Genomic DNA, 14,904 nt, shown 5'->3' on the forward strand with positions numbered 1-14,904 from the left:
CCACTCCTCGGGCAGACCTCGTTCCTCGGCCTGCCCTCGTCGTGGTGGGCCAACTCCCTCGCCTCGGCATTCGCAAGCTCATGCCGTGGGCGGGCTGAGCGCGCCGTCCGGTCCGACGGAGACGGCCGAGGACGGCAGGTCGGCCGCGGAGAGGTCGCGGACCAGGGTCAGCGCCTTGCCCCGGCTGTCGGTGGCGGGGATGCCGCCGTTGATCATCTCGGTGCCGACCAGGGTGCCGCGCACCCAGGTGCCGTCCCTGGCCAGGGTGGCCCGCAGGACCGCGCCGACGCCGAGCGGGTAGGAGGTGCTGAGCACCTTGTAGCCGGCGAAGTTGCCCATGCTGTAGGCGATCAACCGTCCTTTGTAGAACTCCATGCCGCGCAGCACGTGCGGGCTGTGCCCGACCACGAGGTCGGCGCCGGCGTCCACCACGCGGTGGGCGAACCCCATGGGGTCGCCGCGGTTCTCGCCGAGGAAGATCTCGGTGCCGGGCTTGACGTGCTGGTGGTCCGCGCCCTCGCCGCCGACGTGCATGTTCACCACGACCAGGTCGGCCTGCTCGGACGCTCGGCGCACCAGCCGGGTGGCCGCGTCGAGGTCGGTGACGCTCTGCATCCACGCGTACGGACCGAAGCCGAGCACCGCGACCGTGATGCCGTTCGCCTGGTGCACGGCGATCTCGCCGGCGCCGCCGGTGGGTTTCAGGCCGGCGGTGCCGAGCGCGGCCCGGGTGTCGCGCAGGCCGGCCGGGCCGGCGTCGTTGGTGTGGTTGTTGGCCAGGTTGAGCACGTGGAAGCCGCCGTCGCGGAGCACGGTGGCGTAGGCCGGCGGCAACCGGAAGGCGAAGCAGGTCTCCTTGGCCGGCGGTCCGCCGGGTGGCGGTGCGGAGGTGCTGGGCGGCGGCGGTTTCTGGCACTTGGTCGACCCGGTCGCATCGGTCAGCGGCGTCTCCAGATTTCCCATGGTCAGGTCGGATCGAAGCGCTTCGGCGACGCGGTCGAAGAAGCCGCGGCCGTTGTTCGGCGGCAGCCGGTCGGGTGCGCTGCCCATCAGGATGTCGCCGACCGCGGCGATCGTGATGGCGGGCGGGGTGCCGTCCGGCGGGGTCACCGGCAGCGACGAGGCCGGGAGTTGCTGGAAGGTGCTCGGTGGCGGGGTCGGCTGGCCCGCGATCGTCGAGCACCCGGCCGCGAGCAGCGCGGCGGCCAGGACGCCGGCGAGCGGCTGCGTGCGCATGGCGGGGAGTGTCTCAGAGCAGGTGATGATCGTGTGCGTAGATGGCCGCCTGGGTGCGGTCCCGCAGGCCCAGCCGGCTCAGGATGCTGGACACGTGGTTCTTCACGGTGCCCTCGCTGACCGCCAGCCGGGTGGCGATCTCCCGGTTCGTGGCGCCGGCCGCGATCAGCCGCAGCACCGCCACCTCGCGTGCGGTCAGCTTGACGTCGGCTGTGGACGGTTCCGCGGTGGATCGCTTGTCCAGGGCGGAAACCAGGCGGGTGGTCACCGAGGGGTCGAACTGGTGCACGCCGGCATGCGCCATCCGCACCGCCTGGGCGAGGTCGGCCGCCGGGAGGTCCTTGAGCAGGTACCCGCTGGCCCCCGATCGAAGCGCTTCGACGACGTACTCCTCGTCGTCGAACGTGGTCAGCATCAGCACCCGGCAGCCCGGCGCCCGCCCGCGCAGCGCCGCGGCGGCCGCCACCCCGTCCATGCCCGGCATCCGCACGTCCATCAGCACCACGTCGGCCTCGAGTGCCACCGCCCGCTCCACCGCCTCGGCACCGCCCCCGGCGGTGCCGACCACCGCGATGCCGGGCTGGATCCCCAGTAGCGAAGCGATTCCCTCGCGGATCAACCGCTGGTCATCGGCCACCAGCACGCGGATCGGCGCCGCGGTCACCGCTGCCCCCGGGCGGGAACCGAGGCGACCAGGCGGGTGCCCCGGCCCGGGGCGCTCTCGATGGAGAGCGAGCCGCCGGCCGAGCGCACCCGCTCCTCCATCCCGCGCAGGCCGAAGCCGGGTTCGGCGCCGTCCAGGCCCCGCCCGTCGTCGTCGACGGTCAGGCTGGCGGCGTCCTCGGCGAGCCGCACCCGCACGGTCACCCGGGTCGCCCCGGAGTGCCGGCGGGCGTTGGTCAGACCCTCCTGCGCCGCGCGGTACAAAACCAGCAAAGCCGGGCTGGCGAACCGCTTCTCGTCGCCTACGACGTCCAGCTCGACGGCCAGCCGCCCGTCCATTCCCGCCACCAGCTTGCGCAACGCGGTGCCCAGCGCGAAGGTCCCCGCGTCGTGCAGCGCGCCGACCGACTGGCGGACCTCTTCCAGGGCGTACTTCGTGGACAGCCGGGCGTCGGCGAGGGCCTGGTCCGCCGCGGCCGGATCCCGCTGTCGAAACGCTTCGACCTTCTCCAGCTGCACGGCGATCACGGTCAAATGGTGGCCGAGGCTGTCGTGGATGTCCCGGGTCAACCGGTTGCGCTCGGTGGCCGTGGCCAGCTCGGCGGCGCTCGCGGCCAGGCGTTCGGCCCGCGCCGCCACCGCGGCCATGGACACCGCCAGAACCAGGCCGGTGCCGAGCATCAGCACGTCGGAGATCTGCTCCTGATCGGTGTACCAGCCCGGTGTGGTGAGGGAGAGCCGCACTACCAGCCCGCCCGCCACCAGTCCGGCCAGCGCGTAGCCCGCCGCTCGGCCCAGTGAGAAGTACGCCAGGAACGGCACCAGCACGTACAGAATGCGGGAGAACCCGGAGCACTCCAGCTCGCCGACCGCCCAGAACGCCACCAGCCGCACCGCCAGCAACCCGACCGCGATCGGGCGCGCGGCGGGGAGGCGCCGCTCCAGCACCTCCAGCCCGATCAGGAAACCCAGCACCGCAACGAACCCGGCCAGCCGCGGCACCATCGGCGGTTCCGGGCACAGCCCCGCGACCGCGAACGCCACACCGGCCACCAGCACCGCGGCGTACAGGATCGACGTCACCCAGGGCAGCAGTCTCGGCGCGCCGGCCTCCATGGGCGCCGACAATACGGTGGCCGCAAGGCACATGACCTCCGGCCAACCGGTCGGCACTTACCGTGCACCGGATCGCATGCCTAGCGTCGGCGGCACTTGGTCGAGGTCAGGAGGTCCGTCGTGCCACCGTCAACGCTGTACCGACTCGCCGGCCGCGCCGGGGTGGTCACCGGGTTGCTGCTGCTGTTCAACACCGCGCGCCGGGTGAACCTGGTGCCGGAGAACGCGTTCACCCACCAGATCGCGCCGGTCGCGGCATTCCTGGCGCTGTTCGTGATCACCGGGATCTACCTGTTCCAGCGCGAGTGCAGCGGCCGGCTCGGGCTGTGGGGTTACGGCCTCAACTTCGCCGGCCTGGCTGGGGCGCTCGCCATCGAGTACACCCTGCACTACGTGTTTCCGTTGCTGGACAAGGAAACCGTGAACCGGTTGGTGGATGGCCGGACCGGCATGGGGTTCCTGATCATCTCAGTGGTGTACCTGGCCGGCGTCGTCCTGTTCGGACTCGCGACCTGGCGCGCCGCGCTGTTCCCGAGGCCGGCGGTGGCGCTCTACGTGGTCGGCTTCGTGCTCACGGCGCTGCGTCCGGTGCTGCCGGCGGCGGTGGTGTCCGGCGGGTTCGTGCTCGGGTCGGTCGCGGTCATCTGGCTTTCCCTCGTGCTCGCCGTGGCCAGGACCGCGGACAGCGCGGTCACGCCGGCGAGGATCCAGAACACGGCCGGGTAGCCGCCGGTGAGCCCGGCCAGCGCCGTGCACGCCCACGGCGCGAGGGCGTTGACCACCAGCATCGGCGCGGACAGCAGGCCCATCAGCCGGCCGTAGTGCGCCGGGCCCCAGCGGTCGGTCACCGCGGTGGCCTGCAGCAGGGTGAACACCCCGCGGGCCGCGCCGACCAGGATCGCGGCGGCGATCAGCAGCGCGGCCGGCCCGGGCAGCACGCCCAGCACGGCGATGGTGACCGCGCCGGCGCCGAGCACGATCGCGGTCCGGCCGCGCACGCTGGTCGCCGCGGACAGCCGCCCGTAGCCGATCCGGCCGCACAGCTGCCCGACCCCGCCGAGCCCGAGCGCCAGCGCCGCGGTGCCGGTGGGCAGGCCGCGCTCGAGCAGCAGCGGCACCTGGATGATCACCACGCCGTAGACCGCGAACGCGGCCAGCGACAGCGCCGCGGCCAGCATCACGAACGGCCGGCTGCGCGCCACCCGCCCCGGTGAATGCTCCGCCTGCTGCGCCTCCGGCCGCGGCCACGGCCCGCGCAGCCCGATCGCGTGCAGCGGGATCGTGATCACCGCCAGCACGGCGGCCAGCACCAGGTACGTCCCGCGCCAGTCGAAGCGGTTCGACAGAGCGGCGGTCAGGGGTGCGAACACCGTGCTGGCCAGCCCCGCGACCAGGGTCACCGCGGTCAGGGCGGTCACCCGGCGCGGCCCCCACCAGCGGGTCAGCGCCGCGAACGCAGGTGCGTACAGCACCCCCGACATGGCCAGCCCCGCCACGAACCAGGCCACGAAGAACCAGGGCAGCGAACGCGCGGTCGCGATCAGGACCACCGCCGGCGCGGCCAGCACCGCGCCCACCGTCATCACCGGCCGCGGCCCGATCCGGTCCAGCAGTCGCCCCACCCCGATCCCGGCCAGCGCGCTGACGATCAGACCGAGCGAGAACGCCGCGGTGATCGTGCTCGGCGACCACCCGGTGGCCGCCGAGATGCCGGGCGCGAGCACCGGGAAGGCGTAGAACAGCACGCCCCAGCTGGTGATCTCGGTGACGCACAGGACGACCAGCACCCGACGCAGCCCCGATGGCGGCAGCGTCGTCGCGGTCATCCCCGCAGCATGTCAGCGCCGGGCCCGCCGGTCCCACGAGTCGTGACCACCGGCACAAAAGGGGTTCCGTGCTCAACCGGCCTGGGGGTCACCGGGAGCACGGAACCGCCTTCAAGCTTACACCCGGCCCGCAACGTCCGGCGAGGGGACCCGGTGAACCCCTATCACCTGCCCGTGTGACCCCTGATCGGAAGATCAGTCTATACTGTCTAGATACGATACCTTGCGGAGGTGCTGGTGATTCAGAACGCGCATTGGCAGGTACAAGAAGCCAAGCAACGCTTCAGCGAGCTCCTCCGCGCCGTCGAGCGGGAGGGCCCCCAGTTCATCACCCGACACGGCGAGGTGATCGCGGTCATCGTCCCCATCGAGGAGTACCGCAGGCTGACCCAGCCGAAGAAGACCTTGGCGGATGTGCTCCTTGGCCCGCCCTACTTCGACGACACAGTGATCGAAGTCATGGAGGAGGTCGAGGCTGAGCGCAAGGCGAGCTTCGCTCCCTTGCGAGACTTCGAGATCGAACTGGGGCTGACCGACGACGATGGCGAGGACGGACTCCGTTGACCTTCCTGCTCGATACAAATGTGCTTTCTGAGACCAGGAAATCCCGTCGCGACGCAGGCGTCACGAGATGGATAGCCAGTACGCCGCCGGAGCGAGTGCACCTGTCGGCCATCACGGTCGGCGAGATCGTCCGCGGTATCAGCAAGTTGCGTGATCGGCGGGACCACCGCCAGGTCGAGTTGTTCGAGACCTGGCTCAGTGACGTCATTGACGCGTTTGGCGGGCGCATCGTCCCGGTCACGGTCGATGTCGCCACGGAGTGGGGAGCGCTGACCGGTCGCACGGTTTCCGTTCCGGACGCGCTGATCGCGGCGACCGCCAAGGTGCACGGCTGGACCGTGATCACCCGCAATGTCAGGGACTTCGAACCTACCGGAGTGGCCTGTCTCAACCCGTTCACGGCGTGAGGTTTAGCCTCCTGACATGAGGATCTCTGTGGCCGCGGATGAGCGGACCGGGGTGGCTGAGGCGATTGTGGACGAGTTGCGGCGGCGGGGGCATGAGCCGGTGGTGCATGGGGCGTTGAGCGAGGACGAGCGGGACGACTGGGCGTGGGCGAGTGAGGCGGCCGCGCGGGATGTCGCGGCGGGGCGGGCGGAGCAGGGCGTGGTGGCGTGCTGGACCGGGACGGGGGCGTCGATCGCGGCGAACAAGGTGGGTGGGATCCGGGCGGCGCTGTGTGGTGACGCGGAGACCGCCCGGGGTGCGCGGCGGTGGAACGACGCCAACGTGCTGGCGTTGTCGTTGCGTACCACCAGCCAGGCCGTGCTGACCGAGATCCTGGACGCGTGGTTCGCCGGCGAGCCCAGCGCCGAGGATGTCGACGTCGCCAACACTCGGCACGTCGACGAGATCCAAGCGTGAGCGAGCTTGCGAGCGAACCATTGAACACTGCTCTGTCGCCGAGCGTGCGAGGCGACAGAGCAGCCATCACCGAGCTTGCGAGGTGGATGGCGTGATCGGCGGGTTGGCCACCGCGCTGATCATCGCGGCGCTGGGGTGCGCGGCGTGGGCGCTGGGGATGGTGGTGCTGAACCGGCACATCAACCCGGTCACGTTGGGACTGCTGGCGTTGCTCGAGGTCGCCCTCGTGGTCCAGGCGGTGATCGGGATCGTGAACCTCGCGGTCACGGACCGGCAGGTCGCCGGGGGCACGTTCGTGGGGTACCTGATCGCTTCGCTGATCGTCCTGCCGGGTGCCGTGTACTGGGCGTTGGGCGAGCGGAGTCGTTGGGGCACAGCGGCGTTGGTGGTCGGGTGCCTGGTGGTGCCGGTGATGATCGTGCGGATGAACCAGATCTGGGGGCACGGTGGCTAGCACCGGGCCGGGGCGCGTGCTGGTCGCGGTGTACGCGATCTTCGCGCTGGCCGCCACGGCGCGGTCGGGGGTGCAGATCGCGACGAAGTTCTCGCAGGCGCCGGTGGCCTACCTGCTGTCGGCGCTGGCCGCGGTGGTGTACATCGTGGCGACCGTGGCCTTCGCGCGCGGTGGCCGGATGTCGATCCGGGTGGCGGCGGTGTCCTGCACGGTCGAGTTGGCCGGGGTGCTGGCCGTCGGCACGTTGAGCGTGCTGGACCGGGGCGCGTTCCCGGACGCCACGGTGTGGTCGGTGTACGGCCAGGGCTACGGCTTCGTGCCGCTGGTGCTGCCGGTGCTGGGCCTGCTGTGGGTTCGCCGCGTGGCCCGGCACGGGGGTTGAGCGGTGGCGACGGTGAGCGTGTCGGCGGACGTGCCGGCCTCGGCGGAGCGGACCTGGGCGACGGCGGCGGATCTGGCGCGGTTCGGGGAGTGGCTGACCCTGCACGAGGGGTGGCGCGGCGAGCTCCCCGCGGAGATCGCCGAGGGGACGAGGCTGACCTCGGTGGTCAACGTCAAGGGCCTGCGCAACCGGATCGACTGGCACGTCGACGCCTACGACCCGCCGCGCTCGCTGGCCATCTCCGGCGACGGTGTCGGCGGGGTGCGGGTTTCCCTTGTGCTGTCGGTGGTTCCGGACGGCGACCACACCACGGTGCGGGTCGACGCGGAGATCACCGGGAAGCCGACGACCGGTCCGGTAGGGATGATCATCGGCCGGGCACTGCGCGGTGACATGCGCAAATCCGTGGCCGCGCTCTCCGACCTGGTGGAGCGAAGGCCACCTTCAGGACGTTCAACGCCCTGAAGGACGCCTTCAGGGCAAGATCACCCGCGGGATCCGGGGTGGTTTGGCGCGGGCCTGCCATTCGCGGGGGTAGCCGAGGGAGACCTCCTCGAATCGCACTCCGTCGTACTCGGTGGTGCGCGGGATGTGCAGGTGGCCGTAGACCGCGGCGGCCGTGTTGAACTTGGTGTGCCAGTCGGCGGTCAGCTCGGTTCCGCACCAGAGCGCGAAGTCGGGGTAGCGGAGGATGCGGGTCGGCTCGCGCACCAGTGGCCAGTGGTTGATCAGCACGAGCGGGATGTCCGGGTCGTGCTCGGTGAGGCGGCGCTCGGTGGCCGCCACCCGCGCGGCGCACCAGTCGTCCCGGGTGGGGTACGGGTCGGGGTGCAGGTAGTACTCGTCGGTGCACACCACGCCGGCCCGGACCGCCTTGGCCAGCGCCGCCTCCTTGGTGTGCACGCCGTCGACCCGGAAGGTGTAGTCGTAGAGCAGGAACAGCGGCGCGACGGTGACCGGGCCGGCGGGTCCCTCCCACACCGGGTACGGATCCTCGGGGGTGAGCACACCGAGGCGGCGGCAGAGCTCGACCAGGTGGGTGTAGCGCACCTCGCCGCGGGCCTGGACCGGGTCGTCCTTGGTGGTCCACAGCTCGTGGTTGCCCGGCGCCCAGATCACCGTGCCGAACCGTTCGCGCAGCGTGGACAGCGTCCACTCGATCTCGACGGTGCGCTCGGCCACGTCGCCGGCCACGATCAGCCAGTCGTCCGCCGACACCGGCCGCAGGCCCGCTACGATCTCGCGGTTTTCCGGGTAGCCGACGTGCAGGTCGCTGGTCGCCAGCAGGTGGGTCACCCGGCCGACCCTACCGGTGACCTCTCCGTACGTAATTCCGTGGGAAATCTGCGTACCTCCACGGATGTGTATCTGCCCGGACCGTCGCCACCCTGTACTGGACGAGAGGAAGGTGGGCATGACCGCAGCACTTCTGGTCCGCCCGCGGCAGTCCGAGCTGACCGTCGCGGTGGTCGATGACCATCCGGTGTCCGCCCTGCTGTCCCTGGTGGACGGCATCACGCTCGTCCCCACACCCGAGGCGGCCGACGTGCTGATCGTCGGCAGCGTCGCCGCCCTGCACCGGGCGCGCCGGTCCGCACCCGACGCCGCGGCGCTCGTGATCGCCGCGTCGGACGACGGCGACTCGGTGTTCGGCGCGATGCGTGCCGGCGCCCGCGGCTACCTGCTCGAGGACGCCTCCCGCGACGACCTGCTCCGCGCCATCCGCGGGGTCGCCGCCGGCGAGATGATCCTCGGCCCGGCCATCGCCGCCCGGCTGACCGAGCTGATGATCCGCCAGTCCCAACCGGACCGGCACCCGTTCCCCGACCTCACCACCCGCGAACGCGAGATCCTCGACCTCATCGCGCAGGGCAAGGACAACGGAACCATTGCCCGCCAGCTGTTCCTGGCGCCCAAGACGGTCCGCAACAACATCTCCCTGATCTTCAGCAAGCTCGGCGTCGCCGGCCGGTCGGCCGCCATCGTGCGGGCCCGCGAGGCGGGGATCGGCCTTGACTGACGTCAGCTGGCCGGCGGCGCGGCGGTGCTGGCCCGCCGGATGAGCTCGGCCGGGAGATGCTCGATGCGGGGCTCGGACGCCGGCGGGGTGAGCGCGAGGGTCATCGCGCGCATGCCCATTTCCGGCATGCCGAGGCGGATCGTGGTGAGCGGCGGGAGGACGTCGCGGGCGATGGGCATGTCGTCGAAGCCGATCACCGAGACGTCGCCGGGGACGGTGAGGGAGCGCTCGCGGAGGGTGGCGAGGGCGCCGATGGCCATGGCGTCGTTGAGCGCGGCGATGGCAGTGAGGCCGGGGTTGGCGTCGAGGAGCTCGGCGGTGGCGACGGCGGCGCTGTCCCGGTCGAAGTCGGCGTAGACCACCCGGCGCGGCGGCACGCTCCCGCCGAACTCCTTGGCGGCGCGGCGGATTCCGGTCAGGCGGTCGGTGGTCGTGGTGAGGATCCGGGGGCCGGCAATGACGCCGACGCGCTGGTGGCCGAGGCGGTACAACTCGGCGGCGGCGAGGTAGCCGCCCTGCTCGTTGTCCGGCATGACCGCGTCGCCGGCGTGCTTGTGCCGGCCGATCACCGCGACCCGGCCGCCGCTGCGCTCGTAGGCCTTGAGCTTCGCGTTGAGCAGCCGGGTGAACCGGAGGTCGTGGTAGCCGGAGCCGGTGAGGACGATGGCGGCCACCTGCTGGGCCCGCAGCAGGTCCACATAGGCCAGCTCGCGGTCCGGGTCGCGGTAGCTGTTGCAGATGATGCACAGCCGGCCGTGCTCGGTGGCCACGCGCTGCAGCCCGCGGGTGATCTCGGCGAAGTACGGGTCGGACACGTCGTGCACGATCACGCCGACGGCGATCCGGTCCGCCCGGGCCAGCCCCTGGGCGTGCGCGTTCGGCACGTAGTGCAGCTCGTCGACGGCCCGCAGCACGCGGTCGCGCAGCTCGTCGGTGACCGGCTTGGCGCTGCCGTTGATCACCCTGGACGCGGTCGCCGCGGACACGCCGGCCCGCTTGGCCACGTCGGCCAGCGTCGCCATGGCCTTCCTCCCATGTGGTTGACCACGCCAGGTGGTCACGGTTAGCGTCAGGGTAGTCGAAGAAAGCCCTTTCCTGACGTTCGAACCGCCGGGTGGTGGATATGACCGAACCCGCGATCCTACCGGGCGGAGTCGGGATCTCCCGGTTGTGCGTCTACGACACGCTCGGCCTGGACGGCTCGCCGGGTGGCTCGCCGCACGTGCACCTGGCCTGCGCCGAGGCCTACGTGGTCGTCGCCGGCCGCGGGGCCGTGCAGACGCTGTCGTCGAAGGGTTTCGCCGAGCACCAGCTCACCGCCGGAACGGTGCTGTGGTTCACCCCGGGCACCGTGCACCGCCTGATCAACCGCGGCGGCCTGGAGATCGTCGTGGTCATGGCCAACAGCGGCCTACCCGAGGCCGGCGACGCGGTGTTCACGTTCCCGCCGGAGGTGCTCAACGACCCGGAGGCCTACGCCGCCGCGGCCGTCCTGCCCGAAGGTGGCGCGCCCGGCACCGATCCCGTCGCCGCCTACCGCCGGCGCGACCTGGCCCTGCGAGGTTTTGAAGCGCTTCGACAGGGCGGTGCCGCGGCCCTGGCCGAGTTCCACGCCGCCGCGGTCAAGCTCAAGCAGCCGCAACTGGACGCCTGGCGGAGCCGGTGGCGGGACGGCGCGCTGCGGGCCGCCGAGGAAACCGGCGCGCACCTCGAAGCGCTTCGACAGGGCGATGCCACGCACCTCGCCGCCGCGGCCGTCCGTCACCTCGAGCAACCGACCGAGACCGGCCGGCTCGGCATGTGCGGTTTCCTGGACACCTACCAGACCTGAGCTGTTCACCCGATCGCAGTGTCGGAGGAGAACGGTAGGCGCGCAAACATCCGGTTCAGCCAGAGGAGCGCTCCTTGAGCACCGAGAACGTTTCGCGTAGATCGTTTATCCGCACGTCCGCCGCGACCGGCCTGGGCATCGCGCTCGTCGGCAGCGTCGACACCATCTTCGGCGCCACCGACGCAGCCGCGGAACCGGACGGCCGGTCGCGCCCGGCCGGCTACGGCCCGCTGGTGCCGGACCCGGCCGGCCTGCTGGCCCTGCCCGCCGGTTTCAGCTACACGCTGATCGCCCAGGAGGGCGTCACCACCCTGGAGAGCGGCGAGCCCACCCCGTCCGACCCGGACGGCACCGCGTCCTTCGCCGCCCGGCACGGCGGTTCGGTGCTGGTGAACAACCACGAGATCGGCGGCAGCGAGCCGTTCCGGGTCCCCCTGCGGCCCGGGCTGGTCTACGACGAGACGGCCGGCGGCGGCACCACCAACATCGAGGTCGACAAGCACGGCAACCGGCTCCGCGAGTACGTGAGCCTGGCCGGCACGCACAACAACTGCGCGGGCGGGCGCACCCCGTGGGGCACCTGGCTCACCTGCGAGGAGACCGAGGCGATCCTGGCCAAGCGGCACGGGTACGTGTTCGAAGTGGACCCGTTCGACCAGGACGCCAACCTGAACCCGAAGCCCATCAAGGCACTCGGCCGGTACGCGCACGAGGCGGTCGCCGTCGACCCGCACCGCGGGCAGATCTACCTGACCGAGGATGCCAGCGGCCCCAACGGTTTGCTCTACCGCTTCACCCCGCCGCACTCGGCGCTGCCGCTGCGCAAGGGGTCGCTGAGGAAGCTGGCCGACGACGCCGGCACGCTCGAGGCGCTGGTCGCCACGAGCGGCGGCGCGATCGTGCCCGACCTGTCGGTGGCCGTCGAACCGGGTACCCGGTACCGGGCGAACTGGGTCGCGGTGCCCGACCGGGACGCCGCCACCACACCGGTGCGCAAGCAGTTCGCCGACGGCACGATCACCCGCAGCCGCAAGCTCGAGGGCATGTGGTGGGCCGACAACGGCGCGTACTTCGTCGCGTCCTTCGCCCGCACCACGGACGGCAGCGCGGTGCAGCACGACGGTCAAGTCTGGTTCCTCGACCCGCACCGTTCGACCATCGAGTTGAAGCTGCGGTTCGCCTACACGCCGGCCGACCAGAACACCGACGCCGACGGCCCGGACAACATCACCGTGTCCCCGTTCGGCGGCGTGATCCTGGCCGAGGACGGCGACGGGGTGAACCACCTGGTCGGCTCCAACGACCGCGGTGAGACGTTCTTCTTCGCTCGCAACGACATGAACGAATCGGAGTTCACCGGGCCCAACTTCTCGCACGACAAGAAGATCATGTTCGCCTGCATCCAGACCCCGGGCCACGTGTTCGCGATCCGGGGCCCGTTCCGGCACTGCTGACTCAGGCTCAAGAAACGGTGACGATCTTGCCGCCGGCGATGCCCTGACCGAGGGTGTCGCCGGCGGCGACGTCTCCGGCGAAGTGGTACACCGGGCGGCCGCCGAAGGTCACCTGGACGGTGTTGTCCGGCCGGGTGATCCGGCCGATCAGCTTCGCGTCGACGCCCTCGGCGGTGACGGTGCCGCTGGCCGGCACGAGCAGCGGCGGGAAGCGCTTGGCGCAGTCGTCGACGCACGTCGACCGGACCGGCTTCACGTTGTCGGCGTCGAGCCGGTAGAGCGTCCTTCCCTTGCCGTCGACCAGGATCCGGCCGAGCTTCGGGTTGGTGGCAACGGTGAGCTTCACCGGTTCCACTGTGGACGCCGGGGTGGGTGCGGTGGTTTTCGTTGATGGTGGGGGAGTGGTGGACCTGGACGGCGTGGCCGGGTTGGCCGGTTGCGCGGCCGCCGGCTTCGGTGCGGCGGCGCCGATGGGTGGCGCCGTGGTGGTTTCCGGTGCGGTCGTGGTCGTGGTCGGGCTGGCGCCGACCTTGACTCTGGCCGCCGACACGGCTTCACCGTCCCCGCAGGCGGTGAGCACACCGATGCCCAGCGCGACGAACGCGCACAATGTCATCTTTCTTGGCTCGATGGCGTAGCGCCAGTGAACCGGGTTCCTTTGCATTGCCCCTCCTCGACTCCCGTGCCACAGACACGGAAACGAGCGGGCGGGGGTTCAACCGACGTTGTCCCGGAGTTTGCCGAGCAGCCGGGCGAGCTCGGCGGTTTCGCCGTCCGAGAGGCCGGCGCGCAGGCGTTGGTCGAACGCGACGGCAGCGCCGCGCAGCTTGTGGAAGAGCTCCTCGCCGGCCTCGGTCAGCTCGACCAGGTGGACGCGCCGGTTGGCCGGGTCGCGGCGGCGGGTCACCAGGCCGCCGGACTCCATGGCGTTGAGGTGGTGGGTCAGCGTTGCGCCCTGGATGCCGACCGCCGCGGCGAGCGCGCGCTGGGTGCCCAGCTCCCGGGTCTTGATCGAGATCAGGATCTGCCACACCGGCGCCGAGCCGCCGGCTGCGGCCAGCGCGTCGTCGAACGCCCGGCCGCAGGTCTTGGCGGTGCGGGCGAGATCGAGGCCGATCGGCATCACTGCTGGTCGAGACATGATTCGAGAATAGCAGACGTCTAAGCATTTGACATCTAAACGTTCGATGCCTATCGTTTGAGGTACAGCGAAGGAGGGATCGAGATGACACAGCCGTTTGCCGGGAAGGTGGCCCTGATCGCCGGGGCCAGCAAGGGAATCGGGGCGGTCACCGCCGAGGCGTTCGCTCGCGCCGGGGCCGCGGTGGTGCTGGGCGCGCGGGACGAGCAGGCGCTCGGCCTGGTCGCCGAGGGGATCAACGGCCGCGGCGGGCGCGCGCTGGCCGTGCGCACCGACGTCAGCGACGCGGCGTCGATGGAGCGGTTCGTCGGCGCGGCCGTCGAGGAGTTCGGGCGGTTGGACTTCGCGTTCAACAATGCCACCGACGGGCCGCGGCCGGCGCCACTGCACGAGATCGACCCGGCGGAGTTCGACCGGGGCATCCAGGTCAACGTCCGCGGCACGTTCCTGGGGATGAAATACCAGGTCGCGGCCATGCTCCGGACCGGCGGCGGGTCGATCGTGAACATGGCGTCGTTCGCCGGCATCCAGGGCTTTCCCGGGCTCGGCGCCTATGTGGCCGGGAAGGCCGGGATCATCGGGCTGACCAAGGTCGCCGCGCTGGACTACGCGGACCAGGGGATCCGGGTCAACGTGGTGGCGCCGGGCCCGATCCAGACCCATCACATCGACGCGGCGGGAGCGGAGGCGGTCCGGCAGGCGGGGCTCTCCACGCCGATGCGCCGGATCGGGCAGGCCCACGAGGTTGCGGACGCGGTCCTGTGGCTGTGCTCCGAGCAGTCGTCGTTCATCACCGGCGTGACGCTGCCCATCGACGGCGGGCAGGCCGCCGGGCTCAAGCCGCCCCGGACCTACAACCCGGGCAAGGGAATGGAGGAGTCATGAGCACCATCGAGCAGATTCGTGAGCTGGGCCGGCGCTGGGCCGAGGCGGAGCAGCGCGGCGACGCGGACACGCTCGACGCGCTGGCCGCCGAGGACTTCACGCTGGTCGGCCCGGTCGGGTTCGTGCTGAACCGGCAGCAGTGGCTGGACCGGTACCGGACCAGCCGGGACCTGAGGCTGGAGTCGCTGGACTGGGACGAGGTCGAGGTGCGCGACTACGGGAGCACCGCGGTCGCCGTCGGCGTGCACAGCCAGCGCGGCGAGTTCCAGGGCAACAGGGTCGACGGCAAGTTCCGCGCCACGCATATCGCGGTGCGCCGCGGCGACGAGTGGCTGCTGGCCGGCATGCACCTGAGCCCCATCGGCGGTCCGCCCCCCTTCGCGCCCCGCCAGTAGGGGATCCGGCGAGTCCCCGGTTCCAGCACGCGAGTCCCCGTTTCGAGCACGCGAGTCCTCGGTTCTGAACTGG

20 protein-coding genes are annotated in these 14,904 nt (G+C 71.3%); 12 read left to right on the plus strand and 8 right to left on the minus strand.

Features of this window, described 5'->3' with window-relative positions:
• Positions 1-78 precede the first annotated feature (78 nt).
• The 4 genes from VGR06_RS38320 to VGR06_RS38335 form a co-directional block, all read right to left on the minus strand.
• Entirely contained in the window at positions 79-1,236 is a 1,158-nt protein-coding gene (locus tag VGR06_RS38320; RefSeq protein WP_327564128.1) for a CapA family protein, read from the minus strand.
• Positions 1,237-1,249: 13 nt separating this feature from the next.
• Positions 1,250-1,900, minus strand: a complete 651-nt coding sequence (locus tag VGR06_RS38325; protein ID WP_327564129.1) for a response regulator transcription factor — start codon at positions 1,898-1,900, stop codon at positions 1,250-1,252.
• Positions 1,897-3,015, minus strand: a complete 1,119-nt coding sequence (locus VGR06_RS38330) for a sensor histidine kinase (protein ID WP_327564130.1) — start codon at positions 3,013-3,015, stop codon at positions 1,897-1,899. Before VGR06_RS38330 ends, VGR06_RS38325 begins: the two co-directional genes overlap by 4 nt.
• Positions 3,016-3,566: 551 nt before the next feature.
• The gene (locus tag VGR06_RS38335) at positions 3,567-4,841 is read right to left on the minus strand and encodes an MFS transporter (RefSeq protein WP_327564131.1); all 1,275 of its coding nucleotides are present in this window, start codon (positions 4,839-4,841) and stop codon (positions 3,567-3,569) included.
• Between the two features lie 231 nt (positions 4,842-5,072).
• Between VGR06_RS38335 and VGR06_RS38340 the strand changes: the two genes are divergently transcribed.
• The 6 genes from VGR06_RS38340 to VGR06_RS38365 all read left to right on the plus strand — a co-directional run bounded on the left by VGR06_RS38340 (position 5,073) and on the right by VGR06_RS38365 (position 7,570).
• Positions 5,073-5,405, plus strand: coding sequence for a type II toxin-antitoxin system Phd/YefM family antitoxin (locus VGR06_RS38340; RefSeq protein WP_327564132.1), 333 nt, complete (start codon positions 5,073-5,075; stop codon positions 5,403-5,405).
• Positions 5,402-5,812, plus strand: coding sequence for a type II toxin-antitoxin system VapC family toxin (locus VGR06_RS38345; RefSeq protein WP_327564133.1), 411 nt, complete (start codon positions 5,402-5,404; stop codon positions 5,810-5,812). The genes VGR06_RS38340 and VGR06_RS38345 overlap by 4 nt, the downstream gene beginning before the upstream one ends.
• Positions 5,813-5,828: 16 nt before the next feature.
• Positions 5,829-6,269, plus strand: a complete 441-nt coding sequence (locus VGR06_RS38350) for an RpiB/LacA/LacB family sugar-phosphate isomerase (RefSeq protein ID WP_327564134.1) — start codon at positions 5,829-5,831, stop codon at positions 6,267-6,269.
• Between the two features lie 91 nt (positions 6,270-6,360).
• Positions 6,361-6,723 (plus strand): hypothetical protein, encoded by a 363-nt coding sequence (locus VGR06_RS38355; protein ID WP_327564135.1) that lies wholly within the window; start codon positions 6,361-6,363, stop codon positions 6,721-6,723.
• Positions 6,716-7,105: a hypothetical protein gene (locus tag VGR06_RS38360; RefSeq protein WP_327564136.1), complete on the plus strand. Its 390-nt coding sequence runs from the start codon at positions 6,716-6,718 to the stop codon at positions 7,103-7,105. The genes VGR06_RS38355 and VGR06_RS38360 overlap by 8 nt, the downstream gene beginning before the upstream one ends.
• 3 nt (positions 7,106-7,108) lie before the next feature.
• Complete coding sequence (locus VGR06_RS38365; RefSeq protein WP_327564137.1) at positions 7,109-7,570, plus strand: type II toxin-antitoxin system Rv0910 family toxin; 462 nt, start codon at positions 7,109-7,111, stop codon at positions 7,568-7,570.
• 9 nt (positions 7,571-7,579) lie between these two features.
• Here VGR06_RS38365 and VGR06_RS38370 read toward each other — a convergent pair whose 3' ends face one another.
• Positions 7,580-8,401, minus strand: coding sequence for a metallophosphoesterase (locus VGR06_RS38370; RefSeq protein WP_327564138.1), 822 nt, complete (start codon positions 8,399-8,401; stop codon positions 7,580-7,582).
• 118 nt (positions 8,402-8,519) lie between these two features.
• Between VGR06_RS38370 and VGR06_RS38375 the strand changes: the two genes are divergently transcribed.
• Positions 8,520-9,125, plus strand: coding sequence for a response regulator transcription factor (locus VGR06_RS38375; protein ID WP_327564139.1), 606 nt, complete (start codon positions 8,520-8,522; stop codon positions 9,123-9,125).
• Positions 9,126-9,127: 2 nt separating this feature from the next.
• Here VGR06_RS38375 and VGR06_RS38380 read toward each other — a convergent pair whose 3' ends face one another.
• The gene (locus VGR06_RS38380; protein WP_327564140.1) at positions 9,128-10,147 is read right to left on the minus strand and encodes a LacI family DNA-binding transcriptional regulator; all 1,020 of its coding nucleotides are present in this window, start codon (positions 10,145-10,147) and stop codon (positions 9,128-9,130) included.
• 101 nt (positions 10,148-10,248) lie between these two features.
• Between VGR06_RS38380 and VGR06_RS38385 the strand changes: the two genes are divergently transcribed.
• Both VGR06_RS38385 and VGR06_RS38390 read left to right on the plus strand, forming a co-directional pair.
• Positions 10,249-10,956, plus strand: a complete 708-nt coding sequence (locus VGR06_RS38385; protein ID WP_327564141.1) for a cupin domain-containing protein — start codon at positions 10,249-10,251, stop codon at positions 10,954-10,956.
• Positions 10,957-11,030: 74 nt separating this feature from the next.
• Entirely contained in the window at positions 11,031-12,410 is a 1,380-nt protein-coding gene (locus VGR06_RS38390; RefSeq protein ID WP_327564142.1) for an alkaline phosphatase PhoX, read from the plus strand.
• 7 nt (positions 12,411-12,417) lie between these two features.
• Here VGR06_RS38390 and VGR06_RS38395 read toward each other — a convergent pair whose 3' ends face one another.
• Positions 12,418-12,756: a hypothetical protein gene (locus VGR06_RS38395; RefSeq protein ID WP_327564143.1), complete on the minus strand. Its 339-nt coding sequence runs from the start codon at positions 12,754-12,756 to the stop codon at positions 12,418-12,420.
• On the opposite strand from VGR06_RS38395, the gene VGR06_RS38400 reads away from it, so the two are divergent.
• Positions 12,746-13,048 carry a hypothetical protein gene (locus tag VGR06_RS38400; protein ID WP_327564144.1) on the plus strand — a complete coding sequence of 101 codons (303 nt, stop codon included), beginning with the start codon at positions 12,746-12,748 and terminating at the stop codon, positions 13,046-13,048. The genes VGR06_RS38395 and VGR06_RS38400 overlap by 11 nt on opposite strands.
• Before the next feature lie 77 nt (positions 13,049-13,125).
• Here VGR06_RS38400 and VGR06_RS38405 read toward each other — a convergent pair whose 3' ends face one another.
• Positions 13,126-13,551: a MarR family winged helix-turn-helix transcriptional regulator gene (locus VGR06_RS38405; RefSeq protein ID WP_327564145.1), complete on the minus strand. Its 426-nt coding sequence runs from the start codon at positions 13,549-13,551 to the stop codon at positions 13,126-13,128.
• Between the two features lie 84 nt (positions 13,552-13,635).
• Between VGR06_RS38405 and VGR06_RS38410 the strand changes: the two genes are divergently transcribed.
• Together VGR06_RS38410 and VGR06_RS38415 are read left to right on the plus strand one after the other, a co-directional pair.
• The gene (locus tag VGR06_RS38410; protein ID WP_327564146.1) at positions 13,636-14,436 is read left to right on the plus strand and encodes an SDR family NAD(P)-dependent oxidoreductase; all 801 of its coding nucleotides are present in this window, start codon (positions 13,636-13,638) and stop codon (positions 14,434-14,436) included.
• Positions 14,433-14,831 (plus strand): nuclear transport factor 2 family protein, encoded by a 399-nt coding sequence (locus VGR06_RS38415; RefSeq protein ID WP_327564147.1) that lies wholly within the window; start codon positions 14,433-14,435, stop codon positions 14,829-14,831. Before VGR06_RS38410 ends, VGR06_RS38415 begins: the two co-directional genes overlap by 4 nt.
• Positions 14,832-14,904 lie beyond the last annotated feature (73 nt).

The sequence above is a fragment of the Actinophytocola sp. genome (genome assembly GCF_036002505.1).
Taxonomy (GTDB): domain Bacteria; phylum Actinomycetota; class Actinomycetes; order Mycobacteriales; family Pseudonocardiaceae; genus DASYTH01.